A 26,106-nucleotide genomic window follows, 5' to 3' on the forward strand; every position below is an offset into this window, starting at 1 on the left:
AGGGGAAAGAGTGGTTCTGGTAAGTCTACTTTCTTAAAAGCCTTTCAATTCGCATATGAGTGTGAATATATCTATGAAGGACAGAGAATAGATGAACAAGATCAAGATAGTAGACAACAGCTCATTTATGATCATATGGTCAATGTACCTCAGATTCCTTTGTTTATTGAAGGAATGACTATAGAGGAACATATTAAACAATTAGTTAAATTAGGTTATCAAAGAAATGATACATATGAAGAAAAGTTTGGTATAGCTTCTCTAAAGAAAAAATATCCTAGAAACTTATCAGGTGGTGAAAAGACAAGAGTCGCTATCTGTTTAGCTATTATGAGTCAGCCAGAAATATTGATACTTGATGAGCCTACAGCCGCTTTGGATGCATCCTATGCGATAGAAATGATTAAGTATCTAAAAGAGTATGCGCAAGAGGGACATTATGTGATTGTGGCAACTCATGATAAAAGGATGATTGAAGAAGCAGATGTGCTCTATAAGGTTGATCAAACACTTATTCTAGAAAAAGAAAATAAGAGGGAAACATCTCTTATATCACAGATACCACATAATCGTAAATTATTTACTCTACGTTTTTCTCATCGTACGTTTAGAATAGTTATGAACATACTTGTTGCTTTCACAATGATTATATGTGCATATAGCTATAATGTTTATGGACATTATAATGCATCTTATGAACAAAAAATCAATACGATTGCTTCGAGAGATTTAACTGTATATAAGGAAAAGATGAGTAATGACTATTATTCATATAATGGTTCAGAAATTCCTATGACACAATCAGATTATAAAAAGATTAAATCTGTAAAGAATATTGAGAGTGTTAAATGGCGTTATGAAAAAGAATACAATGATGTTATGATACTTGGATTAGATACTGAAACTCAATTGAAATATCAAGAAGCAAAACTAACAGGAAAGAAATGTAATCAAACAATAAGTCTAGGAAGTATGCAGGTATATGGGGATGAAGATGATTATACAAATTTAACTGTAAAGCATATTGATAATAAAGGTGTATATATAAGTAATCAGTTATTATCTAATCAGGATGTTTCAGTTGATTCAATCAATATGGATGATCTTAAATTAAAGTTTTATTTACCTATTCCTATGTATGATGCATCAGGTATTACACAGACAGGTATTGATTTAGAAGGTAGTGAATATGTGGATGTTAATACTGTCCTCGTGGATTTAGTAGAGGTAGAACTACCTGTAAGAGGTATATTAAAGGAAGGAACAGAAATAAGTTCAAATTCATATAATGGTACTGGCAGTATCTATGTCCCACGAAGTGTTGTAAATCAATATAGGAAGAAACATCGTGCAACACAATCAAAGGTATTATATGGTGTGCCTGGTGAAGAAGGAATGGATTATACATATTATGAAGGATCATTACCTTCTACTTATACAATGAGTGATGTGGATCAGGTCGTTGTAGAAACACCTTGGAAACCAGGTGCTTATACTGTAAGGGTAGATAGTCTGAAGAATATAGATAAGGTGACACAGGAATTAGAGAAACTAGGCTTTAATGTAGAAGGTGTATTTGTGGATAATAGTGCAATCAATAAACTTCTTTCCAACAATAAACAAGTATTAATACAATTCATGATTATAGTATTTGTATTGTTGTATGGATTCTATTTCTACCTCAAATACCTCATTCTTAAGGAAGAAAAACAGACAAGAGATTTTCTATATAACTTAGGTTTTACTACTAAGAGAATAAATAACAGTTTTAATCTTACCTATATCAAGAATTCTCTTATGTTAGCTGTTTTGGGAGTAGTATTACTAGAAGTCTTTATAGAGTTTGTTATAAGGATACATATATATAGTTTGATTATACCTGTAACTAAAATGCTGATATTATTATTCTTTATGGCAGCATTCATCATAGAATTCTTTATTCCTACACTTATTCAAATGATTATGAAAAATCAAAAGGGACTGTAATGAATAGGTAGTATTTATTACTATCTTGAGCGTTACAGCTCTTTTTTCTTGCCCTTAAACCTTACTTTAGGGTTAAAATGAATGTATGGAGGATATGTATATGAAGAAATTAGGATTTGGTTTAATGCGTCTACCATTACTAGATCAAAATGATGCAGGCAGCATTGATATTGAAGAAACTAAAAGAATGGTGGATACATTTCTAGAAAAAGGATTTACTTATTTTGATACAGCCTGGATGTATTGTGCCTTTAAGAGTGAGGAAGCGACTAAGACAGCTTTAGTAGAAAGACATCCAAGAGATTCTTTTACACTAGCTGATAAGCTTCATGCAGGTTTTATTGAAACAAAAGAAGATAGAGATAGAATCTTCAATGAACAGTTAAGAAAAACAGGTGCAGAATACTTTGATTATTATCTCCTACATGATGTAGGGACAGATCATTATAAGAAATATACAGAATTGGACTGTTTCACATGGTTGAAGGATAAGAAAGAAAAAGGATTAGTAAAACATATTGGTTTCTCTTTCCATGATAATGCAGACTTATTAGAACGTGTCTTATCTGAACATCCAGAAGTAGAATTTGTACAGCTTCAATTGAATTATCTGGATTGGGAAAGTGAAGGCGTACAGTCTCGTAAATGTTATGAAACGGCAGTAAGACATCATGTTCCTGTATTTGTAATGGAACCAGTGAAGGGTGGTACTCTCGCCAATGTACCTGATGAAGTAGAAGAGACATTCAAATCTTATCATCCAGATATGTCTATTCCATCTTGGGCGATTCGTTTTGCAGCAAGTTTAGATAATGTCCAGGTTGTCTTATCTGGTATGAGTAATATGGAACAGCTATTAGATAATACAGGGTATATGGAAGACTTTAAGCCTTTAAATGAGGAAGAACAGACACTGATTAAGAAGGCTGTTGATATTATTAATAGTAGTATTGAAATTCCTTGTACCGGCTGTTCTTATTGTACAGAAGGGTGTCCAATGCATATTGCGATTCCTAAATACTTCTCACTCTATAATGCTGATAAACAGGAAGTAGCAACTAAATCATGGAGACCTCAAGGAGAATACTATACACGTTTAACACATACATTTGGTAAAGCAAGTGAATGTATTGGATGTGGGCAGTGTGAAGCAGCATGTCCACAACATCTTCCAATTATTGAGAACTTGCAAAAAGTGGCAGAATACTTTGAAAAATAACTTTTTCTTAAACATCATGGTAAAATAGTATCATGATGTTTTTATATAGGAGGAAAGTATGAAGACACTCTATGTAACAGATTTAGATGGTACATTACTAGAACCAGATAAATCAATAAAACCAGATAACTTAAAACTCATTAATCAGCTCATAGAAGAAGATGTAAATATCACCTATGCGACTGCACGTTCTCTTATTACCGCAAAACAGGTAATAGGTGATATAAACTTTAAGCTTCCAGTCATTGTCCAGAATGGGACGTTTATATTATCACCTAAAGGAGATATGATCCTAGGAAACTATTTAGGAGATTCTATACTAGACACTGTAAAGGATTATGATATCTCACCTATTGTCTATTCTCAAATAGGAAAGAAGAATTACTTCTCTTATATTAAGGATAAGATGAGTGCAGGAGTAAAAGCTTTTGTGGATGATCATTTAGACGATCCTAGAAATCATCCTGTGAATACTTATGAAGATCTCTATGAGGGGGATATATTCTATTTATTATTGATTGATGATTATGGTAAATTAAAGCCTCTTTATGATTTGTTTAAGGAAGACTATTATGCTGTCTTTGATCAGGAAATGTATTCTCATGATTGGTGGTTAGAAGTGATGTCACCAGATGCTTCTAAAGCGAATGCGATTAAATACTTAAAACAGAAACTACAGTGTGATGAAGTGGTTGTATTTGGGGATGGAAAGAATGATATCGAAATGTTTGAAGAGGCAGACTATAGCTGTGCTGTAGAGAATGCTGCTCCTGAACTCATCAAATGTGCAGATGAAGTCATCCATACTAGTGTGCCGCAGTATATAAATCAAAGAAAAAAATAAATTGTTTTTTTAAATTTTTTTAAAGTCTAAAAAATGGCTTAAATATCACAAAAAGTGAAGATATGTATTGTATTTTTTAAACTGTAAGCACCTTTGTAACATTGACTAATGTAAGCGTTTATGATAAAATTTTCACTAGATGAAAAGTTAGTCATCAAAGGTATTGTATAGGAGGAAAATATAATATGAGATTTACATTACCAAGAGATTTATATCATGGCAAAGGTGCCTTAGAAAACCTTAAGAACTTAGAAGGTAAGAAAGCTATTGTCTGTGTAGGTGGCGGAAGTATGAAGAGAAATGGCTTCCTGGATAGAGCTGTTAAATATCTTGAAGAAGCTGGTATGGAAGTTAAATTATATGAAGGTATCGAACCAGATCCATCAGTAACTACAGTTATGAAAGGTGCTGCAGTTATGGAAGAATTCAAGCCTGACTGGATCGTAGCTATGGGTGGAGGTTCACCTATCGATGCTGCAAAAGCTATGTGGATTAAGTATGAATATCCAGAAATCACATTCGAAGAAATGTGTAAAGTATTTGGTATTCCAAAGTTAAGAAAGAAAGCTCATTTCTGTGCAATCCCATCTACAAGTGGTACTGCAACTGAAGTTACAGCTTTCTCAATCATTACTGATTATGATAAAGGTATTAAATATCCAATCGCTGACTTTGAAATCACTCCAGATGTTGCTATCGTAGATCCTGACTTAGCTGAAACTATGCCAGTTAAATTAGTTGCTCATACAGGTATGGATGCTATGACTCATGCAATTGAAGCATATGTATCTACTGCAAACTGTAACTACACTGATCCACTTGCTATTCATGCAATTGAAATGATCCAGGCTAACTTAGTTAAATCATATAGTGGTGATATGAGCTGCAGAGATGATATGCATGATGCACAGTGCTTAGCAGGTATGGCATTCTCTAACGCATTATTAGGTATCGTACATTCAATGGCTCATAAGACTGGTGCTGCTTTCGTAGATCAGGGTGGACATATTATCCATGGTGCAGCTAATGCTATGTACTTACCAAAGGTTATTGCTTATAACGCTAAAGATGAAACAGCTAAGAAACGTTATGGTGTAATTGCTGATTACATGCACTTAGGTGGAGAAAATGATGATGAAAAGGTTGCATTATTGATTAAATACTTAAGAGGTATGAATGATGCATTAAATATCCCACATAGTATCAACCACTATGGTGCTGATGGTTTACCAGCTGAAGTTGGATTTGTACCTGAAGATGTATTCTTAGAAAGATTACCAGAAATCGCTAAGAACGCTATTGCTGATGCATGTACAGGTTCTAACCCACGTATTCCAACTCAGGAAGAAATGGAAAACTTATTAAAGGCTTGCTACTACGATACAGAAGTTGATTTCTAATGTGTAGAGATAAGAACGGTCTTACAGAAGAAGAATTTTTAAAAAGCTATAATCCTGATAAATATCCTAAACCTTCACTGACAGCTGATATTTGTATCTTTGCTCATTCTAATGTGACAGAGATTCTATTGGTTAAACGTGGTGGACATCCTTATATAGGTAAATGGGCACTACCTGGTGGCTTCGCTAATAAGAATGAACCGATTGAAAAGACGGCTTCAAGAGAACTTAAAGAAGAGACAGGTATAGAAGGTGTGTCTATGAAGCTTGTAGGTGTTTATAGTCAGCCGGGAAGAGATCCTCGTGGATGGGTTGTATCTACTGCATTTTATGCAGATGTAGATAAGAAGAGTATTCATCCAGAAGCTGGTGATGATGCCAAAGAAGCAAAATGGTTCACTATTGTCGATGAAACACATCTAAGATGTGGTGATATCAATATAGGTATGAATGATCTTGCCTTTGATCATGCTGATATTATTCATGATGCTATAAATAAGGGTCTGTAGAAATACAGATCCTTTTTTTTACACACTGATATAGTTTAAAACTATGGTACCCTATTTTATAAAACTATAATCCTACTAAAATAGTAGATATTATCGTGTTTTGTGTTGACGCACTAAATTTGTGGTGCTAAGATGAAACCACATCAAGAAAAGACAGTGAAAAGAAGAGTACTGTGATGAAACTTATACAGAGAGTTCCGTTAGCTGAGAAGGAATAAAGGGAAGTTATAGGAAGATGGTCTTGGAGTTGCATGGCTGAAATGTAAGTCATGACGGGAGCGCCCGTTACAGCGATAGAGTATGCATGTACTCGAAGAGGTTATTAAGGTGACTTAATAATGAATTTAGGTGGTAACACGAAACATTACGTTCTCGTCCTATTATATGGATGAGAACGTTTTTTATTTAAGGGAAGGAGAGAGAACATGATCCACTTAGAACATGTTACAAAGACTTTTAAGACTAAAGATGGCGATGTCCATGCTGTCAAGGATGTCAGTCTGAATATTGAAGAAGGTGAAATCTACGGTATTATTGGTTTCTCAGGGGCTGGTAAATCTACATTAGTAAGATGTATCAACTTATTAGAAAAACCTGATAGCGGCGCTGTTGTATTTGGGGATAAAGATTTATTAAAACTATCCGATGCAGATTTAAGAAAAGAAAGAGAAAAGATTGGAATGATCTTCCAGCACTTTAATCTTTACAACAGTCGTACTATTTACGACAATATCGCTTTTCCATTAAAACATCTAGGCTGGAGTAAGGATAAGATTCAAAAGAGAGTCTTGGAATTACTCGAACTTATCGATTTGGTAGAAAGAAAAGATTCTTATCCAAGTCAGTTATCTGGAGGACAGAAACAAAGAGTTGCAATCGCAAGAGCGCTTGCCAACAATCCTAAAGTACTTTTATGTGATGAAGCTACAAGTGCTTTAGACCCTCAGACAACACAAAGTATTCTTCAGCTTATTAAGAAAGTAAATAAAGAACTTGGCTTAACAGTTATTTTAATTACTCATGAAATGGCTGTAGTCAAGGAAGTATGTGATAAGGTAGCAGTCATGGAAGATGGCCGTGTGGTAGAACAGGGCAGTATTGTTGATATCTTCTCTAATCCACAACATCAGATTACTAAGAACTTTATCGCTACTACAAACAATCTTAATAAGATTGATGAATTGATCAAAGACAATCATCGTATTACACAGTTAAATGAAAACCAGCAGATGGTGAAATTACAGTATCAGAGTTCTAATACAGATGTCGCATTAATTTCAGTATTATCAAGAGATTACAATGTAGATTGTTCTATTATCTTTGGAAATGTAGAAATTATCCAGGGACAGCCAATTGGTACACTTATTACAATCTTTACTGGCGAAGATGCAGATATCAAGAAAGCATTAGAATTCACAAAACAACAGGGAGTTAAAGTGGAGGTGATTAAACGTGGTAACTAAGCTATTTCCAAACGTTATAGAGTTTGCTTCAGATTTCCCACAAGCTATTATTGATACATTATTAATGTTGGTAATCAGTGGTTTAATCTCAGTGGTTATTGGAATCTTGTTAGCAGTTATTGTAGTAGTCACTAGAAAAGATGGTTTAAAAGAAAATCAACCAGTTTTCTGGATCTTAGATAAGATTATTAACTTATTTAGATCTATTCCATTTATTATCTTAATTCCTACTGTAGCTGTGCTCTCTCGTGCCTTATTTGGTACAACTATTGGTATCGAAGGTGCACTTGTTCCTCTAGTTATAGGAACAGCACCATTTGTCGCAAGACAGATGGAATCAGCCATTATGGAAATTGATCCAGGAATCATTGAAGCAAGTATTGCGATGGGACTCAGTACAAAAGAAATCATCTTTGATGTTTATCTAAGAGAAAACATTCCAGGGATGATCAGAGGTCTTACAATTTCATTTATTGCGTTAGTTGGACAGATTGCGATTGTTGGTTCTGTTGGCGCAGGCGGACTTGGTGATATGGCGATCAGATATGGTCTACAGAGATCAATGGGAGATATCACATTCGTCGTTATTGTCTTAATTCTTATTTTAATTTCAATTGTTCAGGCAATTGGTGACAAACTCGTAGAAAAAACAACACATTAATTAATACATTGGAGGAAAATATTATGAACAAAAACATTTTAAAGGTATTTACAGCAGGTCTTTTAGCTTTCTCATTAGCAGGATGTGGAAGTAAGTCAGATTCTAAAACTATTACAGTCGGTGCAACAACTTCACCTCATGCTATTATCTTAAAGCATGTCCAGCCAGAATTTGAAAAAGCAGGATATAAATTAAAGATTAAGGAATTCTCAGATTATCCTAACATCAACCCATCTACTTCAGATGGTTCATTAGATGCAAACTATTTCCAGCATCAGCCATACTTAACTTCTTACAACAAAGACAAAGGTTATAAGAAGGGTGATGATGGATATCTAGTATCAGTAGGAGCTATCCACTTTGAACCTTTAGGATTATATTCAACTAAATATAAAGCAGTATCTGATATTAAAGATGGTGCTAAGATCGCAATTCCTAACGATGCAACTAATGAAGCAAGAGCTTTATTATTACTTGCAGACAATGGTGTTATTACATTAGATAAGAATGCTGGTGTAAACGCAACTAAGAAGGATGTCACTTCTTACAACAAAAAAGTAGAATTAGTAGAAGTAGATGCTGCACAGGTGGCTTCTAAATTACCTGATGTTGATTTTGGTATTGTTAATGGTAACTATGCATTAGATGCAAAAGTGACTGATAAGATCATCACTTCTGAAGATTCAAGTTCTGAAGCTGCAAAGACTTACCAGAATGTCATCGCTGTAAAAGAATCAAATAAAGACAATAAAGCAATTAAGAAACTTGTTGAAATCTTAAAGAGCGATAGCACTAAGAAATGGATTGAAAAGAAATTCGGAGTATCTGTAAAACCTGCAGAATAATGAATTGAAGCGGTCAATTGACCGCTTTTTATTTATCTATAAGCTTGTTTCTTATATAATAGTTCTATAAGGAGGTCAATTTTATGGAATTTGATCAGTTATTAGAAGAAAGATATTCTGTTAGAAAGTTTTCTGATCAGAAGGTAGAAAAAGAAAAAATAGATAAAATATTAGAAGCTGCAAGAATAGCACCTACAGCTGTAAACTATCAGCCACAAAGAATTCTTGTAGTAGAAGATTCAGATAATCTTGCAAAACTAAAGGAATGTACTAGATATCATTTCCATGCACCTCTCGCAATGATTTTATGTTATGACAAGACTGTATCATGGAAGGATATGCATAATAGAGAATGTGGTGAAGTAGATGTGTCTATTGTGGCTACATATATGATGCTTAAACTCTTTGATTTAGGATTAGGGTCTACTTATGTAGGTTCTTTTGATTATAAGGAGTTAATCAAACAGTTTAATATTCCTGAAAACTATGTACCAGTGATGATCTTACCTATTGGTTATCCAAGAGAAGATTGTGTACCTGGACCAATGCATGATAAGAGAAAACCAATCAATGCGATTGTATCTTATGAGGAATATACACAGGGGGAATAATAATGGAGTTATTAATAAAACAATTAGAAGAACTTATTTCATCAAATGAATGGTTTGTGACTAACTTGTCCAATGCAAGTGCTTTACTCATGGATGCGATTGATGATTTAAGCTGGGTAGGTTTTTATATGATGAGAGCTGGGGAACTTGTTTTAGGTCCTTTCCAGGGTAAAGTGGCATGTACACATATTAAAGTAGGTAAAGGGGCTTGCGGTGTATGTGTACAGGGAGATCAGACAATTCTTATTGAAGATGTGACGACATTCCCAGGCTATATTGCCTGTGATGCAGAAGCAAAGTCTGAAATTGTAGTTCCTTTACATGATGAAGAAGGTAAAGTGATTGCGGTATTGGATGTTGATTCTAATAGTTTGGGTCGTTTTGGAGACAAGGAACAGGAATTATTTGAGGCTCTTGGAAAAGTATTAGAAAAATCATTATGGAGCGAAAAAGCAGACGTTTAAGTTATATTCTCAGACATTGTCCAGAAAGTATAGGTATTAAACTTGATGAACATGCTTATGGTGATGTGCAAAAGATATTAGAAGCGTTAAATATCACAATAGAAGACTTAGATATGATTGTGAGAGAAGATGAGAAACAGCGCTATTCATATAATGAAGATCATACAAGAATACGTGCGAATCAGGGACATTCTATTCCTGTGAATGTAGATTTAAAAGAAGTACAGCCACCTGATATTCTTTATCATGGTACAGCGACTCGTTTTGTACCTTCTATTTTAGAAGAAGGTATATTAAGTCAGACACGTCTTTATGTTCATCTTTCTCAAGACATAGAAACCGCAACGAAGGTTGGTTCAAGACACGGGAAACCATATGTCTTTACTATTGACACTAAACAGATGTATGAAGATGGATACAAGTTCTATCTCTCAGAAAACAATATCTATCTTACAAAGATTATACCTACAAAATACTTAAAGGCTTCCACTTAAGGAAGCTTTTTTGTGCTATACTTGTTGAGAGAATATGAAGGAGGGGTTTTATGACTCTAGATGAATTAAAGATTGGGGAAAGTGCTACAGTGACTTATGTAGGAGGCTCTGGGTCATTAAGACAACATTTCCTAGATATGGGTTTAATACCAGGTTCTGTTGTAACATTGGAAAAATTCACCCCTATGGGTGATCCAATGGAATTACGTATTCATGGCTATGAGCTAACATTACGTTTAGATGATGCAAAAAAGATTGGAATAGATATGACTTCTAAAGGTGTAGAAGATCATACACCTATTCCACCTATTCAACACCATATTCATCCAGGACTCGGTGAAGGTGGTAAATATCATGATAAAGAGACTGAAAATCCTTTATCAGAAGGAACACAGATCACCTTTGCATTAGCAGGTAACCAGAACTGTGGTAAAACTACATTATTTAATCAATTAACAGGTTCTAATCAACATGTAGGGAACTTCCCTGGTGTCACTGTTGATAGAAAGAGTGGGTCTATTAAAGGACATCCAGAAACACTTGTAACTGATTTACCAGGTATTTATTCTTTATCTCCTTATACAAGTGAAGAATTAGTATCTAGACAGTATATCTTAGATGAAAAACCTAAAGGAATCATCAACATCGTAGATGCAACAAACATAGAAAGAAACCTATATCTCACTATGCAGTTAATGGAACTTGATGTACCAATGGTTCTAGCACTGAATATGATGGATGAAGTAAGAGGTAATGGTGGTTATGTTCATCTAAATAAGATGGAAGAACTATTGGGTATCCCAGTTGTCCCTATTTCTGCTGCTAAGAATGAAGGTATTGATGAACTAGTGAATCATGCTATCCATGTAGCGAAATATCAAGAAGCACCTTTAAGACAGGACTTTTGTGATGAAAATGATGAAGGTGGTGCAGTACATAGATGCTTACATGCCATCATGCATCTAATTGAAGACCATGCGCAAAGAGCAGGTATTCCATTACGTTTTGCGGCTAATAAACTAGTAGAAGGTGATGCAAGAGTAGAAGCAGCTCTAGACCTTGATACAAATGAAAAAGAAATGATTGAACATATCATTTCACAGATGGAAGAAGAAAGAGGATTAGACCGTACTGTTGCTATTGCGGATATGCGTTTTACTTTTATTAATAAATTAGTTAAAGAAACAGTAGTTAAACCACATGAAAGTAAAGAAAGAGAAAGAAGCCGTAAGATTGATGAAGTCTTAACAGGTAAGTATACAGGTGTTCCAGCTTTTATCATTATTATGGGACTCGTATTCTTTTTAACATTTAATGTATTTGGTGCCTGGGGACAGTCACTTATGGAAATAGGTGTTGATGCTTTGACTAAAGTTGTAGACAAAGGACTTACTGCTTGGAATATTAACCCAGTACTACATTCATTAGTCATTGATGGTGTATTCCAGGGTGTTGGTTCTATTATTAGTTTTTTACCTATTATCGTTATTTTATTCTTTTTCTTATCATTATTAGAAGATACAGGATATATGGCGCGTGTTGCCTTTGTAAGTGATAAACTACTCAGAAAGATTGGTTTATCAGGAAGAAGTATTGTGCCAATGTTGATTGGATTTGGATGTTCTGTGCCAAGTGTTATGGCAAGCCGTACACTCCCTTCAGAACGTGACCGTAAGATGACAATCATGTTGACACCATTTATGAGCTGTACTGCAAAGCTTCCAATCTATGCATTCTTTGCAGCTGCATTCTTCCCAAAACAAGCTGGCTTAGTCATGGTAGGATTATATATCTTTGGTATTGTGATGGGTATTATTACAGCTCTTATTTCTAAGCGTTTCTTATTCAAGGGTGAAGCTGTTCCATTTGTGATGGAACTTCCTAATTACCGTATGCCTAGCGCAAAAACTACTTTCCAGTTATTATGGGAAAAAGCCAAGGATTTCTTACAAAGAGCCTTTGGTATTATCTTTATCGCTTCTATTGTCATTTGGTTCTTAAAGAGCTTTAATTTAAGATTAGATTTAGTTTCTAATTCACAGGATAGTATTCTAGCAATGGTGGCAGGATTTATTGCGCCAATCTTCAAACCTTTAGGCTTTGGTGATTGGAGAATCTCTACATCGCTCATTGCTGGATTTATGGCTAAAGAAAGTGTTGTTTCTACACTCTCAGTATTATTTAAAGGAACAGAATCTTTAATGACAATACTTACACCTCTAGGTGCATTATCACTCTTAGTATTCTGTTTATTATATACACCTTGTGTGGCAGCTATCGCTTCTATTAGAAGAGAACTAGGTGGTCCATGGGCTGTAAAGATTGTGGTATTCCAGTGTGTTATTGCCTGGATCTGTGCCTTTATCGTACATACTATTGGATTACTCTTCATATAATTATTTTTCTCAAAATAGTTGTAATGTTTGATACATTTATTGTGATTAATTATAATAAATGTATTGAAGGGGGTGTTCATCATGAAACTATCTAAAATCATACTTTATTCAGATGCGAAAGGACGTGGAGTAAAACCGGATGCTTGTGTAGAAGTCAGTCAGCGTTTAACAATCCTGCGTGATGGACACATCTGGTTTACTGGATACAATTACGGAGATGGATTCAATTCTAGAAGAATTATTAGACGTAAAAGAGTGAATATAGGACAAGAAAAAGCTGAAACACTCTTAGAACTATTAAAAGAATTCTTTCTTGAATCTTCTAATCATCCATCCTCTACAAATCGTGATTGGTGGCGTATTCAGTTAATTGATGAAGACGGAAATGAATACAACTATAATGTATCTATTGTAGGAGAAGTCATTCTTAAAGAAATAGATCTCACACAATATATGAGAAATATTATTCCTATAGATGATATGTATTTGTTTGGGAACAAGGATTCACACAATTTGACATAATCGAATTATAATCTTAACACATTCGTTAAGTATTATATGTATTGTAGTCAAGCAATCCCTTCCCTTCGTTAGACTACAAAGTACAAGTGTAAATACAAGAAAGAAGATAAGTGTTCCCCATGCTTATCTTTTTTCTTTATCACATAGTTTGAATTAACTAATTGATTTATGTAGTATGAGTAAGGGAGGTGTTCATATGGTTTTAATTATACCTTTTATAGGAACAACACTAGGTGCAGCCTGTGTGTTCTTTATGAAAAGAGAATTAAGTTTAAATATACAAAAAGCACTCACTGGATTTGCGGCAGGTGTAATGGTGGCTGCCTCTATCTGGAGTTTAATCATTCCATCACTTGATCAATCTTCTACCTTTATTCCTGCACTTATAGGATTTTGGTTAGGTATACTATTTTTATTATTACTTGATCATTTGATTCCTCATATGCATTTAGATCATAGTCAGGAAGGACCACGTAGTCACTTGTCTCAAACAATCAAGTTAGTACTTGCAGTCACTATTCACAACATTCCTGAAGGAATGGCAGTAGGTGTTGTCTATGCGTCTTATTTATCAGGTAATGAAGGAATAACTGCTATGGGAGCACTTGCTTTATCAATAGGTATCGCAATACAGAACTTTCCTGAAGGCGCAATTGTATCCATGCCTTTAAGAAGTACAGGAGTGTCTCGATTGAAGTCTTTTATGTATGGCACATTGTCAGGTATTGTAGAACCTATCGGAGGTTTTATTACAGTCTTATTATCAAGTTATATTATCTCAGTGATGCCTTATCTACTTAGTTTTGCGGCAGGTGCTATGATGTATGTTGTAGTAGAAGAATTAATTCCTGAAATGAGTCAGGGAGAACATTCACATCTAGGTGTATTATTATTCTCAGTAGGATTTACTTTGATGATGGTTCTAGATGTCGCATTAGGTTAATTTGTAGTATTCATCTTTACTATTAGTTGAATTAAGCATAAGATAGATATAAGAGGTGAAATAAATGAGAAAGATATTCATAGTTTTATTGATGTCTTTGTTTTTTATAAGCCCAGTTTATGCAGATAATCATGTAGTCAATGTCAACTATGATGGTGAAGTGACAACTGCTTCTGGAGAAGCACCATCACTCCCATTAAAGGCGAAGGTAACTTTCTATGATGGTAGTGAGAAGGAATATAATATTGACTGGAATACATTTGATGAAAGCTTATATAAGACAAGAAATGCGAGTCAATTTACTGTCACAGGCTCTATTGCGGATTTACAGGTAACCACTAGCTGTATAGTGAATGTAGAAGCAGCTAAAATAACACATATTGATGATTTAGCTAATAAAACAGTGACTATAGGAGAAGCACTTTCTTTACCTGCCACTGCTTCTGTAACATGGTCTAATGGAGATCAATCAAATGAAATCATACGCTGGGATAATTATGATAATAATGCTTTAAAGTATGTACATACATTTTCTTTAAATGGTCATATTTATGATCAGACTATTACACAGACAATTCATGTAAAGTATGCATCTGTTACAAGTGTAAGTGTTCCTGCAGTTGTTTATACAACTACAGGAGTAGAAGCACAATTACCACAATATGCGACTGTTAGTTATTCTAATAAGACAAGTAAAAAGGTTAAGATTATCTGGAATAATCAGATTTTTAATGAAGCAGGTAAATATACAGTTTATGGTAAGTTATATCAGTCTACACGTAAAGTATCAATACGAGTAGAAGTAAAGAAAAATGAAGACACTACTACAGAAACACCAAAACAGGAAGAACCTGTAAAAAAGACTAAGACTAAGAAGAAGACTAAGAAGGTTCAAAAAGAAGAGAAGTCATCTTTTTCTTATGTGATTGCATTAGTTGTATTCACAGCTATTTTATTTGGTTTTATCACATTAATTTCTTTTATTAAAAGAAAGATTAGAATTAAGGAGAATCGTTAAGGATTCTCTTTCTATTTTATTAATAAGGTAAGCGTTTACTGGAGGGCAGAGTATGGATGAAATAAGGGGTGTTAGAAAAAAGAATGTTGTTAAGATTATTCAGTCGTTAGTAAAACAAGGAGGGTGTACAAAGAATGAATTAGTATTCTATACTGGTTTATCTTTATCTACGATTGATAGTCTTTTAGAAGAGATGTTGAAAAGTAATCTTGTGATTAAAGAAGGATATAGAGAATCTACTGGTGGAAGACCTAGTATGGGCTATCAAGTCAATGGAGAGTTTTCACAAACATTATGTATATATGCTTATAAGCATGATAAGACAATAACAGTTATAGGACGTCTTTATAATCTTTATAGTGAGATGATGGAAGAAAAGAGAAGGGATATACCTAAGCTAGACCGTGATGTATTGTGTTCTTTTATAGATGAGATGTTGAATGCACAGGTACATACAATATATCTCTCATTACCTGATAGTGATATAGATATAAAGAATCGTTATAAACAGCGTATATTAATAGAAAATAATGTATATATGGGGGCTATAGGCGCTTATATTAAGCATATGCAATATGATTCTATTGTATTGTTGGATTCAAAGAATGATTCACGTCTAGGAATAGTTATTAATGGTCATCTTGTAGAAGGAAAGAGTTCTATTGCTGGACAAACTTATTTCATGCCTGTTATAAATCATGAAGATTATAAGAATAGAAGATCGATGAAAGGTAGAAGTAAAAGACTTGTTTTAGAATTACAGAATATTATTGGAATGTTGAATCCTGAAGCTATTGTAATATGTGCTCAAAGTATTGATGAACATTATGTAGAAGAAGAACTATTAAAGATATTTAAGATGAGTGATATGCCTCATTTGATTTATATTGATAATTATATTGATGAAGTCATGTTAGGTATGGAGAGTATAAGTAAAGATAGCTTATTTGACAAAATATCAAGATAAAGTATGATGGTAGAAAGGGGTGAAAAAGATGTCACAGACAGTATTAATTACAGGTGCTTCTAATGGAATAGGGAAAGCATGTGCACGTGTATTTGCGAGAAAAGGATATGATCTTGTACTTCTTGCACGTCATAGAGAAAAATTAGAAGCAGTGAAAGCAGAATTATCTGAATATAATGTACAAATCAAAGTGATTGCGATGGATCTTACAGGAGAAGATGCTGCCGTAGATCTATATAATGATTTAGTACTTGATGATATAAGTATTGATATTCTAGTCAATAATGCAGGTTTTGGAGATCATGGTGCTTTTCATGATTCATCATGGGAAAAACAGAAGAAGATGGTTTTATTGAATATAGTGGCTTTAATGCAGATGACTTATGTATTTGGCCAGTCAATGAAACGTAGAAAGAAAGGCCGTATATTGAATGTGGCTTCTATTGCCGGACTTTGTGCCGGACCTTATATGTCTACTTATTATGCAACGAAAGCTTTTGTATTATCTTTTAGTGAATCTATTGCCTATGAACTGAAAGACTATAATGTAGAAGTATCATGTTTATGTCCTGGCCCTACTAAAACAGGATTTATGGATGTAGCCAACTTAGGTCAGTCTCCGATGTTTAGATTATTTAAACCACAGTCTGCAGAGGCTGTTGCGGAAATAGGTATACAAGGTTTATTTGATAATCGTTTAGTTCAGTTCACGGGTATATCAGGATACTTATTAAATATTGCGGCAAGATTCCTACCACGCTCATTTTTAAGTTCATGTACAGGATTTGTGAACGGAAAGAGAAAAGTATGATTGAACATCCATTAGAACCAATCATAGATGAACAATGTGAAGTATTAATATTAGGAAGTTTCCCTTCAGTTAAATCAAGGGAAATTTCTTTCTATTATGGTCATCCTCAAAATAGATTTTGGAAGATTATTGGTACAATCACACAAACAGACTATGAAACAATAGAAGATAAGAAAAAGATGTTATTGGAACACCATATTGCGATATGGGATATTATTCATTCATGTACTATTACAGGAAGCAGTGATGCCTCTATTAAGGATGTTGTACCCAATGATATTAAAACTTTAATACAAGGTACAAATATCAGGAGGATATATTGTAATGGTGGGACTTCTTTAAAACTTTATAAGAAGTATCAGGAAAAAGAAACAGGCATAAAAGCAATTCTTTTACCCTCTTCTTCTCCTGCCAATGCCCGTTACAGATTAAGTGATTTAGTCGATATATGGAAGAAAAAATTGACTTTATAATAACCTTTATGTATGATTAATCATGTTAATCAAGGAGGACATATATGGAATCAATCGCATTATGGTTTGCAGGAACATTAGGTAAATATATTTCATCTAAGCTTGCAGTATTTATTGTATCTTTAGTTCCTATTCTTGAATGTCGTGGAGGATTAATTGCATCAGCATTATTAAAAGTAGATATTCGTTATGCAGTACCTCTATGTATTCTAGGAAATATCTTACCAATTCCATTTATTTTATTATTTATTAAACGTATATTTAAATGGCTTAAGAAGTTTAACTTCTCTAGACCATTAATTGAAAAACTAGAAAACCGTGCTATGAACAAGAGTAAGAATATGAGTAATGGTGAATTCCTAGGACTCTTATTATTCGTAGGTATTCCATTACCAGGTACTGGTGCATGGACAGGTTCTTTAGTGGCTGCATTACTTGATATGGACTTTAAGAAGGCTATTACAGCTATCTTCTTAGGTATCTTACTTGCAACACTTATTGTTGGTTCATTATCATATGGCTTATTAGCTGCATTCTAAAAGAGAGACTAATCATCTCTCTTTTTACATTCCTCTAAGATTTCCTGCATCTTCACAAGACCTCTTTCACAATTTGGATGAAGTAGATCACAGCTTCTAGCACATCCTAAACAGAATTCATTTTCTAATAGTTTCAGTTCTTCCTCTTTCATAATTTTCACCTCAAGGTATTATAGGAATAACTTTCTATGATTGACAAGCGATATGAATTTGATAGAATGAAATTAATTAAAGGGGAGTAGCTCTTACAGAACCGTTCGTCAACACGTTATGATTTACATAACCGGATTGTTTTGGTCATTTATGATCAGCGAGACCTTTAATAAAACGATTGTTTTTATTAAAGGAGGAATACAAATGTATAAAAAAACAATTGAAGAAGTAGTAAACTCTTTAGATACAAATATTGAAAAGGGACTGACTTCTTCTGAAGCAAAGAAGAGACAAGGCATATATGGTACCAATGAACTAGAAAAGCCACAGAAAAGGTCTCTTCTTTTACGTTTTCTAGATCAATTCAAGGATGCAATGATTATTATTTTAATTATTGCAGCAGTGATATCTATTGTTGTAGAACCAGGAGACTGGATTGATTCTCTTATTATCGTAATCGTAGTAATGATGAATGCGATTCTAGGTGTTGTATTAGAGAGTCATGCAGAAAAGAGTCTTGAATCATTACAAGAATTATCTGCACCACAATCTAAGGTATTAAGAGATGGTGTGAAACAGACTATTGCCTCTAAGGAATTAGTGCCTGGTGATATTATTATTCTTGAAACAGGAGATATGATTCCTAGTGATGCACGTTTAATTGAAGCTTATAACTTAAAGGTAGATGAATCAGCCTTAACAGGTGAATCTGTTCCTGTAGAAAAGACAACTGATCCTATTAGTCAGGATGTTGTGATTGGGGACCAGACAAATATGGTCTTCTCTTCTACAGTAGTCACTTATGGTCGTGGTAAAGCAATAGTGACATCTACTGGTATGAAGAATGAAGTAGGTAAGATTGCTGGCATGTTAAATGCGAGTGAAAAGGAATTAACACCTTTACAGGTTAAATTAAATGAAATAGGTAAAACAATTGGATTACTTTGTATTGTAATCTGTGTGATTGTATTTATTCTTGAATCATTGAGCGGTATTAGCTGGTTAGAATCATTTAAGACAGCTGTTGCGTTAGCTGTTGCAGCTGTACCAGAAGGACTTGCAGCTACTGTTACTATTGTCTTAGCTGTTAGTGTGACTAAAATGGTTAAACAGCATGCCATTATTCGTAAACTACCTGCAGTAGAAACATTAGGTAGTACTTCTATTGTATGTTCTGATAAGACAGGTACATTAACACAAAATAAGATGACTATCTTAAAGACTTACTTAGATGGTGATGAAGTAAAAGACTTAGGAGATGCAGATTCTAAGACTGTTGATATGTTGAATGCATTTACTCTATGTTCTGATGCTTCTATTGATGATGGTAAGGTACTAGGTGATCCTACTGAAGTTGCACTAGTAGAAGCAAGTAAAAAGATGAACTTTGAAAAGAAAGCACTCATGGAAAAGCATCCACGTGTAGGAGAATTAGCTTTTGATTCTGATCGTAAGATGATGAGTGTTATTGTGAAGGATGGAGATCATTATGTGTCTATTACTAAAGGTGGACCTGATGTGATCTTAAATAGATGTCGTGATGTAGATAGTGACCAGGCTATGACTGCCAATGATGAAATGGCTAAAGATGCATTAAGAGTTTTAGCTGTGGCAGTGAAGACATATGATACAATGCCTACTCACATTACAGTAGAAGAAATAGAAAATGATATGGACTTTATTGGGTTTGTAGGTATGATTGACCCGGCTCGTCCAGAAGCAAAAGAAGCCATTAGAGTTGCTAAGCATGCAGGTGTGCGTACTATTATGATCACTGGTGACCATAAGACAACAGCGACTGCCATTGCGAAAGATTTAGGTATTTTAAATGAGGGACAGGAAGTTATTTCTGGTGAAGAATTATCTCAGATGTCTCAGGAAGAACTAGAAAAGAATGTAGAAAAATATAGTGTTTATGCACGTGTGGCTCCCGAACATAAAGTAAATATCGTCAAAGCATGGAAATCAAAGAATAAGATTGTCGCTATGACAGGGGATGGTGTCAATGATGCACCAGCCTTAAAGACTGCAGATATTGGCTGTGCTATGGGTATTACAGGTACAGATGTTGCGAAGAATGCTGCCACTATGATCCTAACAGATGATAACTTTGCGACTATTATTCAGTCTATTAAACAGGGCCGTGGTATTTTTGATAATATCCAGAAGGATGTACAGTTCTTATTATCAAGTAATATTGGTGAAGTACTTGCAATCTTCTTAGCTTCTATTATTGCGTTAATTAATCCTTCTTGGGGATTTGGTGTTCCACTATTACCTATTCATTTATTATGGATTAACCTCATCACAGATGCTTTACCAGCCTTTGCGATTGGTTTAGAACCAGTTGAAGATGATATCATGGATAGAAAACCAAGAGAAAAGGATGAAGGTTTCTTTGCGAATGGCTTAATGGTGAAAGTCATCTGGCAGGGTGTTGTGGTAGGTTTACTTACTTTAGTTTCTTATTCAATTGGTCAGTATTTCAGTAATCATGAATATGCGATGACTATGGCATTTATCACAATGTCAGGTGCTGAATTATGTCATGCTTTTAACGTAAAGAGTCATCATTCAGTATTTAATAAACAAGTATTCAACAATAAGTATTTATGGGGTGCAACAGCTTTAGGTCTTGTATTACAGTTAGCCATCATCTTTACACCTCTTTCTCATTTATTTAGTTTAGTGCCTCTTGATCCATCTCATTTCGCGATTGCAGCATTACTTGCATTCTCAGTTATTCCAATCGTAGAAATCTCTAAACGTTTCGATAAACGTTAACACCTGCATTGTAGGTGTTTTTTTTACTGTTTCTATTGCATTTATCTCATATGAGTAGTATTATTTAGTTAGTAAAGGCTAACCCTTTACTAAACACAACATATCCTTTCATATTCTCAGTTCCTTTAAACAGAGGACATAAAAAAATCACAGGACGGCACACACCTGTGATTTTTTTATTTAAATCTTATTTTTAAAATAAGCTTTTAAAGCTTCAAAAGTTTCTGGTGAAATATAATGTTCGATACGACATGCATCCTGTGAAGCAGTAGATTCACTAACACCAATATGAATTAAGATATTTCTTAATTCAGTATGTCTTTCAAATATCATATTCGCAATCTTAGCACCAGCGTCTGTTAATGTAATGGCACCATCTTCATCCATGTTGATGAGTTCCTTCTCTTTTAATCTTTTCATCTGTTGTGAAATAGTAGGTTTAGAGAAATTCATTTCACGGGCGATATCAATGGAACGCACATGTCCTTTCTTTTTCTGAATAACTAATATAGTTTCTAAGTACATTTCTGTAGATTCACTCATTTTATTCACCTCATTTACATCATTATAGCATAAAAATTCAAATAATGAAAAAGTTAGGCTTTACTAATATTTTTGTTGACATATAAAAACAGTAAGTCTATACTAACATTGAAGTTAGAAAAGGCTAATTAGTTTAGTCTAATCATCTGAGGAGGCGGATTATATGCCAATTAGTATGGCAAATCCTGGAGATACAGTCATTATTAGACGTATTACAGGAACTGATAAAGTAAAGAATCATCTAGCAGAACTTGGTTTTGTGGTAGATGGGGAAGTGACTATTATCAGTAAAGTGGATAACGGAATTATTTGTAATGTGAAAGGTAGTAGGATTGCGCTTTCTGAACAGATGGCGAATCGTATATTGTTTTAAGGGAGGCGTAACATGAACTTAAAAGATGTAAAAGTGGGCGAAACAGTAACTATTAAAAAAGTAACTGGTACAGGTCCAGTAAAAAGAAGAATTATGGATATGGGTTTAACCAAAGGACAGAGTGTTTATGTAAGAAAAGTTGCACCTTTAGGAGATCCAGTAGAAATTACAGTACGTGGTTATGAATTATCTTTGCGTAAAGCAGATGCGCAGATGATTGAAGTGGAGGAATAGTTATGAAGATAGCGTTAGCGGGTAACCCTAACTCTGGTAAAACAACGTTATTCAATGCACTGACTGGTAGTACTCAGTATGTTGGTAACTGGCCAGGGGTTACAGTTGAAAAGAAAGATGGGAAACTAAAAGGTCATAAAGATGTAACTATCCAGGATTTACCTGGTATTTATTCATTATCTCCTTATACACTTGAAGAAGTGGTTACAAGAAGATATTTAATTAATGAAACACCTGATGCAATCATTAATATCATTGATGGAACTAACTTAGAAAGAAACTTATATTTAACAACTCAGTTAGCTGAATTAGGTATTCCTATGGTTTTAGCTGTCAACATGTATGATATCATCGAAAAGAAGGGTGATAAGATTGACTTAGATCAGTTAGGTCAGTTATTTGGTTGTAAAGCAGTCACTTTATCTGCATTAAAGAATAAAGGAACTCAGGAAGTGGCTGAAGAAGCAATTAAGCTTGCACATAACCATAAGGTATCAGAACATCCTCATGTATTCGTTGGTTCAGTAGAACATGCTTTGGCACATATTGAAGAATCAATTGAAAACAAAGTAGATGCATCTAAGTTAAGATGGTTTGCGGTTAAGGTATTTGAAAGAGATGAAAAGGTATTGGCTGAACTTAAATTAGATCAGGCAGTATTAAATGAAATCGAAGGTCATATTGCGGATTGTGAAAATGAAATGGATGATGATTCAGAATCTATTATCACAAACCAGAGATATACTTTTATTAAGAATTCTATTAATAAGGTTCTTACAAAGAAGAATCCACATCAGACATTATCTACATCAGATAAGATTGATAAGATTGTCACTAACAGATTCTTAGCTTTACCAATCTTTGTATTAATTATGTGGCTTGTTTATTACATCTCAGTATCTACAGTAGGTGACTGGATGACTGGATGGGTTAACGATGTATTATTTACAGAAATCATTCCACCTGCAGTAGAAACTTTCCTTAAATCAATTGGTTGTGCAGCTCCATTAATCAGCTTAATTAATGATGGTATTATCGCTGGTGTTGGTACAGTATTAGGTTTCGTACCACAGATGGCACTGATCTTCTTATTCTTAGCTATTCTTGAAGATTCAGGATATATGGCAAGAATTGCATTCATTATGGATAGACTATTACGTAAATTCGGTTTATCTGGTAAATCATTCATCCCTATCTTAATTGGTACAGGATGTGGTGTTCCAGCCGTTATGGGTACACGTACTATTGAAAATGAATCAGATAGAAGAATGACTATTCTATTATGTACATTTATTCCTTGTGGTGCGAAGACTGTTATTATTGGTATGATCACTTCAGCATTCTTCCCAGGCAACATTTGGATTGCGCCAGCAATGTATTTCTTAGGTATTTTAGTTATTATCTTATCAGGTATCGCATTAAAGAAGACTCGTTTCTTTGCAGGTGATCCAGCACCATTCGTAATGGAATTACCAGCATACCATATTCCTACATTAAGAGGTGTATTCATCCATGTTTGGGAACGTGCAAAAGCATTCATGATTAAAGCAGGTACTATTATCTTTAGTATTTGTATCATAGTATGGTTATTATCTACATTTAACTTCTCATTCCAGATGGTTGAAGTTGAAAACTCAATGTTAGCCTCTATTGGTCATGTATTTGCAACATTATTCGCACCAGTAGGTATTGAAAACTGGAAAGGTTCAGTAGCTGTTATTTCAGCATTAGCTGCTAAGGAACAGGCTATTTCTACTATCTCTATCTTAAATCATATGGGTGATGCAGATTCAGGTGCGAAGGCAATTCATGCTATGGTGAATACTTTCTCTGCAATGGGTGGCTTCTCATTCATGATTTTGAACTTATTCGATCCACCATGCATTGCCGCTATTGGTACAATCATGAGAGAAATGGGTTCTAAGTTCTGGGGATGGTTCGCCGTATTATACCAGTTGGTATTAGGTTATGTATTAGCTATGATCACTTATCAGTTAGGTTCATGGTTATTCTATGGTGCAACATTCGGATTAGGTCAGATTCTATCAATCGTATGTATTTTAGTCATGATCTACTTCATTGTAAGACCAGCACCTAAACCAGAATTAAAGACACAGAGAGCTTAATCAATTATGGGTAACATCATAGTTGCGGCTATTGTTGTTGTGTTGCTCATTATAGGTGTTCTTCACTACAAGAAGACATTACAGTCAGGATGTTGTGGTGAACACGATCAAATAAAGAAAATAGGTACGGGGGATAAGGATAAAAATCTTTATCCCTATCGTACTATTCTTCATATTGACGATATGTTCTGCAAGAACTGTGCAGCAACAATAGAAAATGCGTTTAATCAACATAAAGAATATCTTGCATCAGTAAACATGAATAAGAAAGAAATCACTATTCTTTCTATGAATCAACCTGATCTAGAAACATATAAACAGATGATCATCAAACTTGGTTATATGCCAAGATAATTGTATAATAGAAGCAAGGAGGAGATAGTATGGGTACAATTATAGTAAGTATTTTATTAGTTATCTGGATTTGTCTTGTCCTTAGAACTATATATAAAAATAAGAAAAAAGGCATAGGTGTCTGTGGACATAATTGTAATACATGTGGCACAAATGATCTATGTCATGCTGATCTCTATAAAATGTATCGTGAAGAGATGCGTAAAGAAGAGCACGCTTAGTGTTCTTCTTTTTTTAGTTTGAGCATATTCATTGAATTATATCTCAAAAGGACTATAGTATAAGTAGTAATAATTACTATATACGAAAGGAGGAAACTAATATGAAATGGGTATGTAAAGTATGTGGATATGTGTATGAAGGTGATGAATTACCTGAAGATTATGTATGTCCACTATGTGGTGTAGGACCAGAAGAATTTGAAAAAGTAGAAGAATAATATAATTATTTTTCAAAGCAAAAAAGGCTGTAACGCTTAAGGTAGTAGTCAATACTATCTGTTCGTTACAGCCTTTTAATCTGGCAGGGAATACACCTAGTTTTTTAAAGAATATGTAAGTGTTGTGTATTTTGATTAGGTTTGATTTATTTAGTTGTTTGATATGATATAGTAGAGTGGAATGGAGAGGTGAATATGAAGAAAATATTAATTTTATTAGTGACAATGATGTTATGTGCCTGCTCACCTGCAGAACCTATGTCACTCAAAGACAGCTATGGACAGTACAAACAAGAGAAAATCGTATATGCGAATAAGAAGGATTACATAAAGAAGAAGGATGCTTATAATGCGTATCTTGTTTATGAAATCAATAAAGATGCATGTACATTTGAAAGTGATTTAAAGTATCAGAATATCCAGTATAAGAAGGTTGAACTATCAAAAGATGAGAAAGAAAAAGTTCCTGAAGCACTCATCAAATACAACCTTTATGAAGGTGAAAAACAGTTAGATATTGCAGTTTACTTAGGTGAAGAAACTGTTTATATTTCTAGCTATGATCAATATGATGGTAAACCTGTATATATTGCGAAAATGAAAAAAATCACGAATAAGAGTTAAAATTTACGAAAAACAGAAAATAAATAATTTTGTTTATATTTCAAGAAAAATTATTGACAAAGTAATAAAGTGATTGTATTATAGACCCAAGTTAAATAAACAAATCGATGAACGAGAAGAGTATCTTACAATCACCTACAGCGAGATGACATAGAGTGGAAGGTCATCAGGAAGATATAAGAGAAACGCACTCGGGAGAGTCTGTTGGAATTGAGTATAACAGAACGTGAATCTGCGTTAATGAAGAGGTGGTTTGTATGATACAAGCAACTAGAGTGGTACCGCGTTTATATACGTCTCTGGATTAATCC

General features: G+C 34.1%; 29 protein-coding genes and 2 other annotated features. Of the genes, 27 read left to right on the forward strand and 2 right to left on the reverse strand.

Features of this window, described 5'->3' with window-relative positions; genetic code table 11:
- From QVO42_RS07400 to QVO42_RS07490, 19 genes are all read left to right on the forward strand, one after another.
- A partial coding sequence (locus QVO42_RS07400) for an ATP-binding cassette domain-containing protein (RefSeq protein WP_288164068.1) occupies positions 1-1,986 on the forward strand: 1,986 nt, incomplete at its 5' end.
- Between the two features lie 100 nt (positions 1,987-2,086).
- Positions 2,087-3,205 carry an aldo/keto reductase gene (locus QVO42_RS07405; RefSeq protein ID WP_022425492.1) on the forward strand — a complete coding sequence of 373 codons (1,119 nt, stop codon included), beginning with the start codon at positions 2,087-2,089 and terminating at the stop codon, positions 3,203-3,205.
- 58 nt (positions 3,206-3,263) lie between these two features.
- Entirely contained in the window at positions 3,264-4,049 is a 786-nt protein-coding gene (locus tag QVO42_RS07410) for a Cof-type HAD-IIB family hydrolase (protein ID WP_022425493.1), read from the forward strand.
- 185 nt (positions 4,050-4,234) lie between these two features.
- A complete protein-coding gene (locus QVO42_RS07415) occupies positions 4,235-5,449 on the forward strand; it encodes an iron-containing alcohol dehydrogenase (protein WP_022425494.1) in 1,215 nt (404 codons plus the stop codon).
- The gene (locus QVO42_RS07420) at positions 5,449-5,958 is read left to right on the forward strand and encodes an NUDIX domain-containing protein (protein ID WP_022425495.1); all 510 of its coding nucleotides are present in this window, start codon (positions 5,449-5,451) and stop codon (positions 5,956-5,958) included. Before QVO42_RS07415 ends, QVO42_RS07420 begins: the two co-directional genes overlap by 1 nt.
- Before the next feature lie 147 nt (positions 5,959-6,105).
- Positions 6,106-6,341, forward strand: a binding site (T-box leader).
- Positions 6,342-6,383: 42 nt separating this feature from the next.
- Positions 6,384-7,421 (forward strand): methionine ABC transporter ATP-binding protein, encoded by a 1,038-nt coding sequence (locus tag QVO42_RS07425; RefSeq protein WP_022425496.1) that lies wholly within the window; start codon positions 6,384-6,386, stop codon positions 7,419-7,421.
- Positions 7,411-8,082: a methionine ABC transporter permease gene (locus QVO42_RS07430; RefSeq protein ID WP_022425497.1), complete on the forward strand. Its 672-nt coding sequence runs from the start codon at positions 7,411-7,413 to the stop codon at positions 8,080-8,082. The genes QVO42_RS07425 and QVO42_RS07430 overlap by 11 nt, the downstream gene beginning before the upstream one ends.
- Positions 8,083-8,105: 23 nt before the next feature.
- Complete coding sequence (locus QVO42_RS07435) at positions 8,106-8,927, forward strand: MetQ/NlpA family ABC transporter substrate-binding protein (RefSeq protein WP_022425498.1); 822 nt, start codon at positions 8,106-8,108, stop codon at positions 8,925-8,927.
- 83 nt (positions 8,928-9,010) lie between these two features.
- On the forward strand, positions 9,011-9,538 hold the full coding sequence (locus QVO42_RS07440) for a nitroreductase family protein (RefSeq protein WP_022425499.1): 528 nt from the start codon (positions 9,011-9,013) through the stop codon (positions 9,536-9,538).
- 2 nt (positions 9,539-9,540) lie between these two features.
- Positions 9,541-10,002, forward strand: coding sequence for a free L-methionine (R)-S-oxide reductase MsrC (msrC, locus tag QVO42_RS07445; RefSeq protein WP_022425500.1), 462 nt, complete (start codon positions 9,541-9,543; stop codon positions 10,000-10,002).
- A complete protein-coding gene (locus QVO42_RS07450; protein ID WP_022425501.1) occupies positions 9,978-10,496 on the forward strand; it encodes an RNA 2'-phosphotransferase in 519 nt (172 codons plus the stop codon). The genes msrC and QVO42_RS07450 overlap by 25 nt, the downstream gene beginning before the upstream one ends.
- Positions 10,497-10,546: 50 nt before the next feature.
- The gene (gene feoB / locus QVO42_RS07455; protein ID WP_022425502.1) at positions 10,547-12,892 is read left to right on the forward strand and encodes a ferrous iron transport protein B; all 2,346 of its coding nucleotides are present in this window, start codon (positions 10,547-10,549) and stop codon (positions 12,890-12,892) included.
- A gap of 81 nt (positions 12,893-12,973) precedes the next feature.
- Positions 12,974-13,414: a hypothetical protein gene (locus QVO42_RS07460; RefSeq protein WP_022425503.1), complete on the forward strand. Its 441-nt coding sequence runs from the start codon at positions 12,974-12,976 to the stop codon at positions 13,412-13,414.
- 196 nt (positions 13,415-13,610) lie between these two features.
- Positions 13,611-14,357: a ZIP family metal transporter gene (locus tag QVO42_RS07465; RefSeq protein WP_022425504.1), complete on the forward strand. Its 747-nt coding sequence runs from the start codon at positions 13,611-13,613 to the stop codon at positions 14,355-14,357.
- Positions 14,358-14,421: 64 nt separating this feature from the next.
- The gene (locus QVO42_RS07470; protein WP_022425505.1) at positions 14,422-15,375 is read left to right on the forward strand and encodes an Ig-like domain-containing protein; all 954 of its coding nucleotides are present in this window, start codon (positions 14,422-14,424) and stop codon (positions 15,373-15,375) included.
- Positions 15,376-15,427: 52 nt separating this feature from the next.
- On the forward strand, positions 15,428-16,342 hold the full coding sequence (locus QVO42_RS07475; RefSeq protein WP_022425506.1) for a hypothetical protein: 915 nt from the start codon (positions 15,428-15,430) through the stop codon (positions 16,340-16,342).
- 28 nt (positions 16,343-16,370) lie between these two features.
- A complete protein-coding gene (locus QVO42_RS07480) occupies positions 16,371-17,153 on the forward strand; it encodes an SDR family NAD(P)-dependent oxidoreductase (protein WP_022425507.1) in 783 nt (260 codons plus the stop codon).
- Entirely contained in the window at positions 17,150-17,626 is a 477-nt protein-coding gene (locus QVO42_RS07485) for a DNA-deoxyinosine glycosylase (RefSeq protein ID WP_022425508.1), read from the forward strand. The genes QVO42_RS07480 and QVO42_RS07485 overlap by 4 nt, the downstream gene beginning before the upstream one ends.
- 44 nt (positions 17,627-17,670) lie before the next feature.
- The gene (locus QVO42_RS07490; protein WP_022425509.1) at positions 17,671-18,165 is read left to right on the forward strand and encodes a COG2426 family protein; all 495 of its coding nucleotides are present in this window, start codon (positions 17,671-17,673) and stop codon (positions 18,163-18,165) included.
- Positions 18,166-18,173: 8 nt separating this feature from the next.
- On the opposite strand, the gene QVO42_RS07495 is transcribed toward QVO42_RS07490, so the two are convergent.
- The gene (locus tag QVO42_RS07495) at positions 18,174-18,317 is read right to left on the reverse strand and encodes a hypothetical protein (protein WP_022425510.1); all 144 of its coding nucleotides are present in this window, start codon (positions 18,315-18,317) and stop codon (positions 18,174-18,176) included.
- A 205-nt stretch (positions 18,318-18,522) separates the two neighbouring features.
- On the opposite strand from QVO42_RS07495, the gene QVO42_RS07500 reads away from it, so the two are divergent.
- A complete protein-coding gene (locus tag QVO42_RS07500) occupies positions 18,523-21,102 on the forward strand; it encodes a cation-translocating P-type ATPase (protein WP_022425511.1) in 2,580 nt (859 codons plus the stop codon).
- Positions 21,103-21,282: 180 nt separating this feature from the next.
- On the opposite strand, the gene QVO42_RS07505 is transcribed toward QVO42_RS07500, so the two are convergent.
- Complete coding sequence (locus QVO42_RS07505) at positions 21,283-21,645, reverse strand: metal-dependent transcriptional regulator (RefSeq protein WP_022425512.1); 363 nt, start codon at positions 21,643-21,645, stop codon at positions 21,283-21,285.
- A gap of 163 nt (positions 21,646-21,808) precedes the next feature.
- Here QVO42_RS07505 and QVO42_RS07510 point away from each other — a divergent pair, with 163 nt between their 5' ends.
- From QVO42_RS07510 to QVO42_RS07540, 7 genes are all read left to right on the forward strand, one after another.
- Complete coding sequence (locus QVO42_RS07510) at positions 21,809-22,018, forward strand: FeoA family protein (RefSeq protein ID WP_006505528.1); 210 nt, start codon at positions 21,809-21,811, stop codon at positions 22,016-22,018.
- Between the two features lie 12 nt (positions 22,019-22,030).
- On the forward strand, positions 22,031-22,252 hold the full coding sequence (locus QVO42_RS07515) for a FeoA family protein (RefSeq protein ID WP_022425513.1): 222 nt from the start codon (positions 22,031-22,033) through the stop codon (positions 22,250-22,252).
- Between the two features lie 2 nt (positions 22,253-22,254).
- Positions 22,255-24,378: a ferrous iron transport protein B gene (gene feoB, locus QVO42_RS07520; protein ID WP_022425514.1), complete on the forward strand. Its 2,124-nt coding sequence runs from the start codon at positions 22,255-22,257 to the stop codon at positions 24,376-24,378.
- 6 nt (positions 24,379-24,384) lie between these two features.
- Positions 24,385-24,732, forward strand: coding sequence for a heavy-metal-associated domain-containing protein (locus QVO42_RS07525; protein ID WP_022425515.1), 348 nt, complete (start codon positions 24,385-24,387; stop codon positions 24,730-24,732).
- Positions 24,733-24,761: 29 nt separating this feature from the next.
- Positions 24,762-24,953 carry a FeoB-associated Cys-rich membrane protein gene (locus QVO42_RS07530; RefSeq protein WP_022425516.1) on the forward strand — a complete coding sequence of 64 codons (192 nt, stop codon included), beginning with the start codon at positions 24,762-24,764 and terminating at the stop codon, positions 24,951-24,953.
- A 101-nt stretch (positions 24,954-25,054) separates the two neighbouring features.
- Positions 25,055-25,171: a rubredoxin-like domain-containing protein gene (locus QVO42_RS07535; RefSeq protein WP_022425517.1), complete on the forward strand. Its 117-nt coding sequence runs from the start codon at positions 25,055-25,057 to the stop codon at positions 25,169-25,171.
- Between the two features lie 195 nt (positions 25,172-25,366).
- A complete protein-coding gene (locus QVO42_RS07540) occupies positions 25,367-25,795 on the forward strand; it encodes a hypothetical protein (RefSeq protein ID WP_022425518.1) in 429 nt (142 codons plus the stop codon).
- Between the two features lie 98 nt (positions 25,796-25,893).
- Positions 25,894-26,099 (forward strand) — a binding site (T-box leader).
- Positions 26,100-26,106: the final 7 nt, after the last annotated feature.

This window comes from Catenibacterium sp. CAG:290, from assembly GCF_000437715.1.
GTDB classification, from domain to species: Bacteria; Bacillota_I; Bacilli_A; order Erysipelotrichales; family Coprobacillaceae; genus Catenibacterium; species Catenibacterium mitsuoka_A.

Bases quoted from the DNA above. Each gene is read 5' to 3' on its own strand.
- QVO42_RS07405 (WP_022425492.1), top strand. From the start codon at position 2,087: ATGAAGAAATTAGGATTTGGTTTAATGCGTCTACCATTACTAGATCAA.
- QVO42_RS07410 (WP_022425493.1), top strand. From the start codon at position 3,264: ATGAAGACACTCTATGTAACAGATTTAGATGGTACATTACTAGAACCA.
- QVO42_RS07415 (WP_022425494.1), top strand. From the start codon at position 4,235: ATGAGATTTACATTACCAAGAGATTTATATCATGGCAAAGGTGCCTTA.
- QVO42_RS07420 (WP_022425495.1), top strand. From the start codon at position 5,449: ATGTGTAGAGATAAGAACGGTCTTACAGAAGAAGAATTTTTAAAAAGC.
- QVO42_RS07425 (WP_022425496.1), top strand. From the start codon at position 6,384: ATGATCCACTTAGAACATGTTACAAAGACTTTTAAGACTAAAGATGGC.
- QVO42_RS07435 (WP_022425498.1), top strand. From the start codon at position 8,106: ATGAACAAAAACATTTTAAAGGTATTTACAGCAGGTCTTTTAGCTTTC.
- QVO42_RS07440 (WP_022425499.1), top strand. From the start codon at position 9,011: ATGGAATTTGATCAGTTATTAGAAGAAAGATATTCTGTTAGAAAGTTT.
- msrC (WP_022425500.1), top strand. From the start codon at position 9,541: ATGGAGTTATTAATAAAACAATTAGAAGAACTTATTTCATCAAATGAA.
- QVO42_RS07450 (WP_022425501.1), top strand. From the start codon at position 9,978: ATGGAGCGAAAAAGCAGACGTTTAAGTTATATTCTCAGACATTGTCCA.
- feoB (WP_022425502.1), top strand. From the start codon at position 10,547: ATGACTCTAGATGAATTAAAGATTGGGGAAAGTGCTACAGTGACTTAT.
- QVO42_RS07460 (WP_022425503.1), top strand. From the start codon at position 12,974: ATGAAACTATCTAAAATCATACTTTATTCAGATGCGAAAGGACGTGGA.
- QVO42_RS07465 (WP_022425504.1), top strand. From the start codon at position 13,611: ATGGTTTTAATTATACCTTTTATAGGAACAACACTAGGTGCAGCCTGT.
- QVO42_RS07470 (WP_022425505.1), top strand. From the start codon at position 14,422: ATGAGAAAGATATTCATAGTTTTATTGATGTCTTTGTTTTTTATAAGC.
- QVO42_RS07475 (WP_022425506.1), top strand. From the start codon at position 15,428: ATGGATGAAATAAGGGGTGTTAGAAAAAAGAATGTTGTTAAGATTATT.
- QVO42_RS07480 (WP_022425507.1), top strand. From the start codon at position 16,371: ATGTCACAGACAGTATTAATTACAGGTGCTTCTAATGGAATAGGGAAA.
- QVO42_RS07485 (WP_022425508.1), top strand. From the start codon at position 17,150: ATGATTGAACATCCATTAGAACCAATCATAGATGAACAATGTGAAGTA.
- QVO42_RS07490 (WP_022425509.1), top strand. From the start codon at position 17,671: ATGGAATCAATCGCATTATGGTTTGCAGGAACATTAGGTAAATATATT.
- QVO42_RS07495 (WP_022425510.1), bottom strand. From the start codon at position 18,317: ATGAAAGAGGAAGAACTGAAACTATTAGAAAATGAATTCTGTTTAGGA.
- QVO42_RS07500 (WP_022425511.1), top strand. From the start codon at position 18,523: ATGTATAAAAAAACAATTGAAGAAGTAGTAAACTCTTTAGATACAAAT.
- QVO42_RS07505 (WP_022425512.1), bottom strand. From the start codon at position 21,645: ATGAGTGAATCTACAGAAATGTACTTAGAAACTATATTAGTTATTCAG.
- QVO42_RS07510 (WP_006505528.1), top strand. From the start codon at position 21,809: ATGCCAATTAGTATGGCAAATCCTGGAGATACAGTCATTATTAGACGT.
- QVO42_RS07515 (WP_022425513.1), top strand. From the start codon at position 22,031: ATGAACTTAAAAGATGTAAAAGTGGGCGAAACAGTAACTATTAAAAAA.
- feoB (WP_022425514.1), top strand. From the start codon at position 22,255: ATGAAGATAGCGTTAGCGGGTAACCCTAACTCTGGTAAAACAACGTTA.
- QVO42_RS07525 (WP_022425515.1), top strand. From the start codon at position 24,385: ATGGGTAACATCATAGTTGCGGCTATTGTTGTTGTGTTGCTCATTATA.
- QVO42_RS07530 (WP_022425516.1), top strand. From the start codon at position 24,762: ATGGGTACAATTATAGTAAGTATTTTATTAGTTATCTGGATTTGTCTT.
- QVO42_RS07535 (WP_022425517.1), top strand. From the start codon at position 25,055: ATGAAATGGGTATGTAAAGTATGTGGATATGTGTATGAAGGTGATGAA.
- QVO42_RS07540 (WP_022425518.1), top strand. From the start codon at position 25,367: ATGAAGAAAATATTAATTTTATTAGTGACAATGATGTTATGTGCCTGC.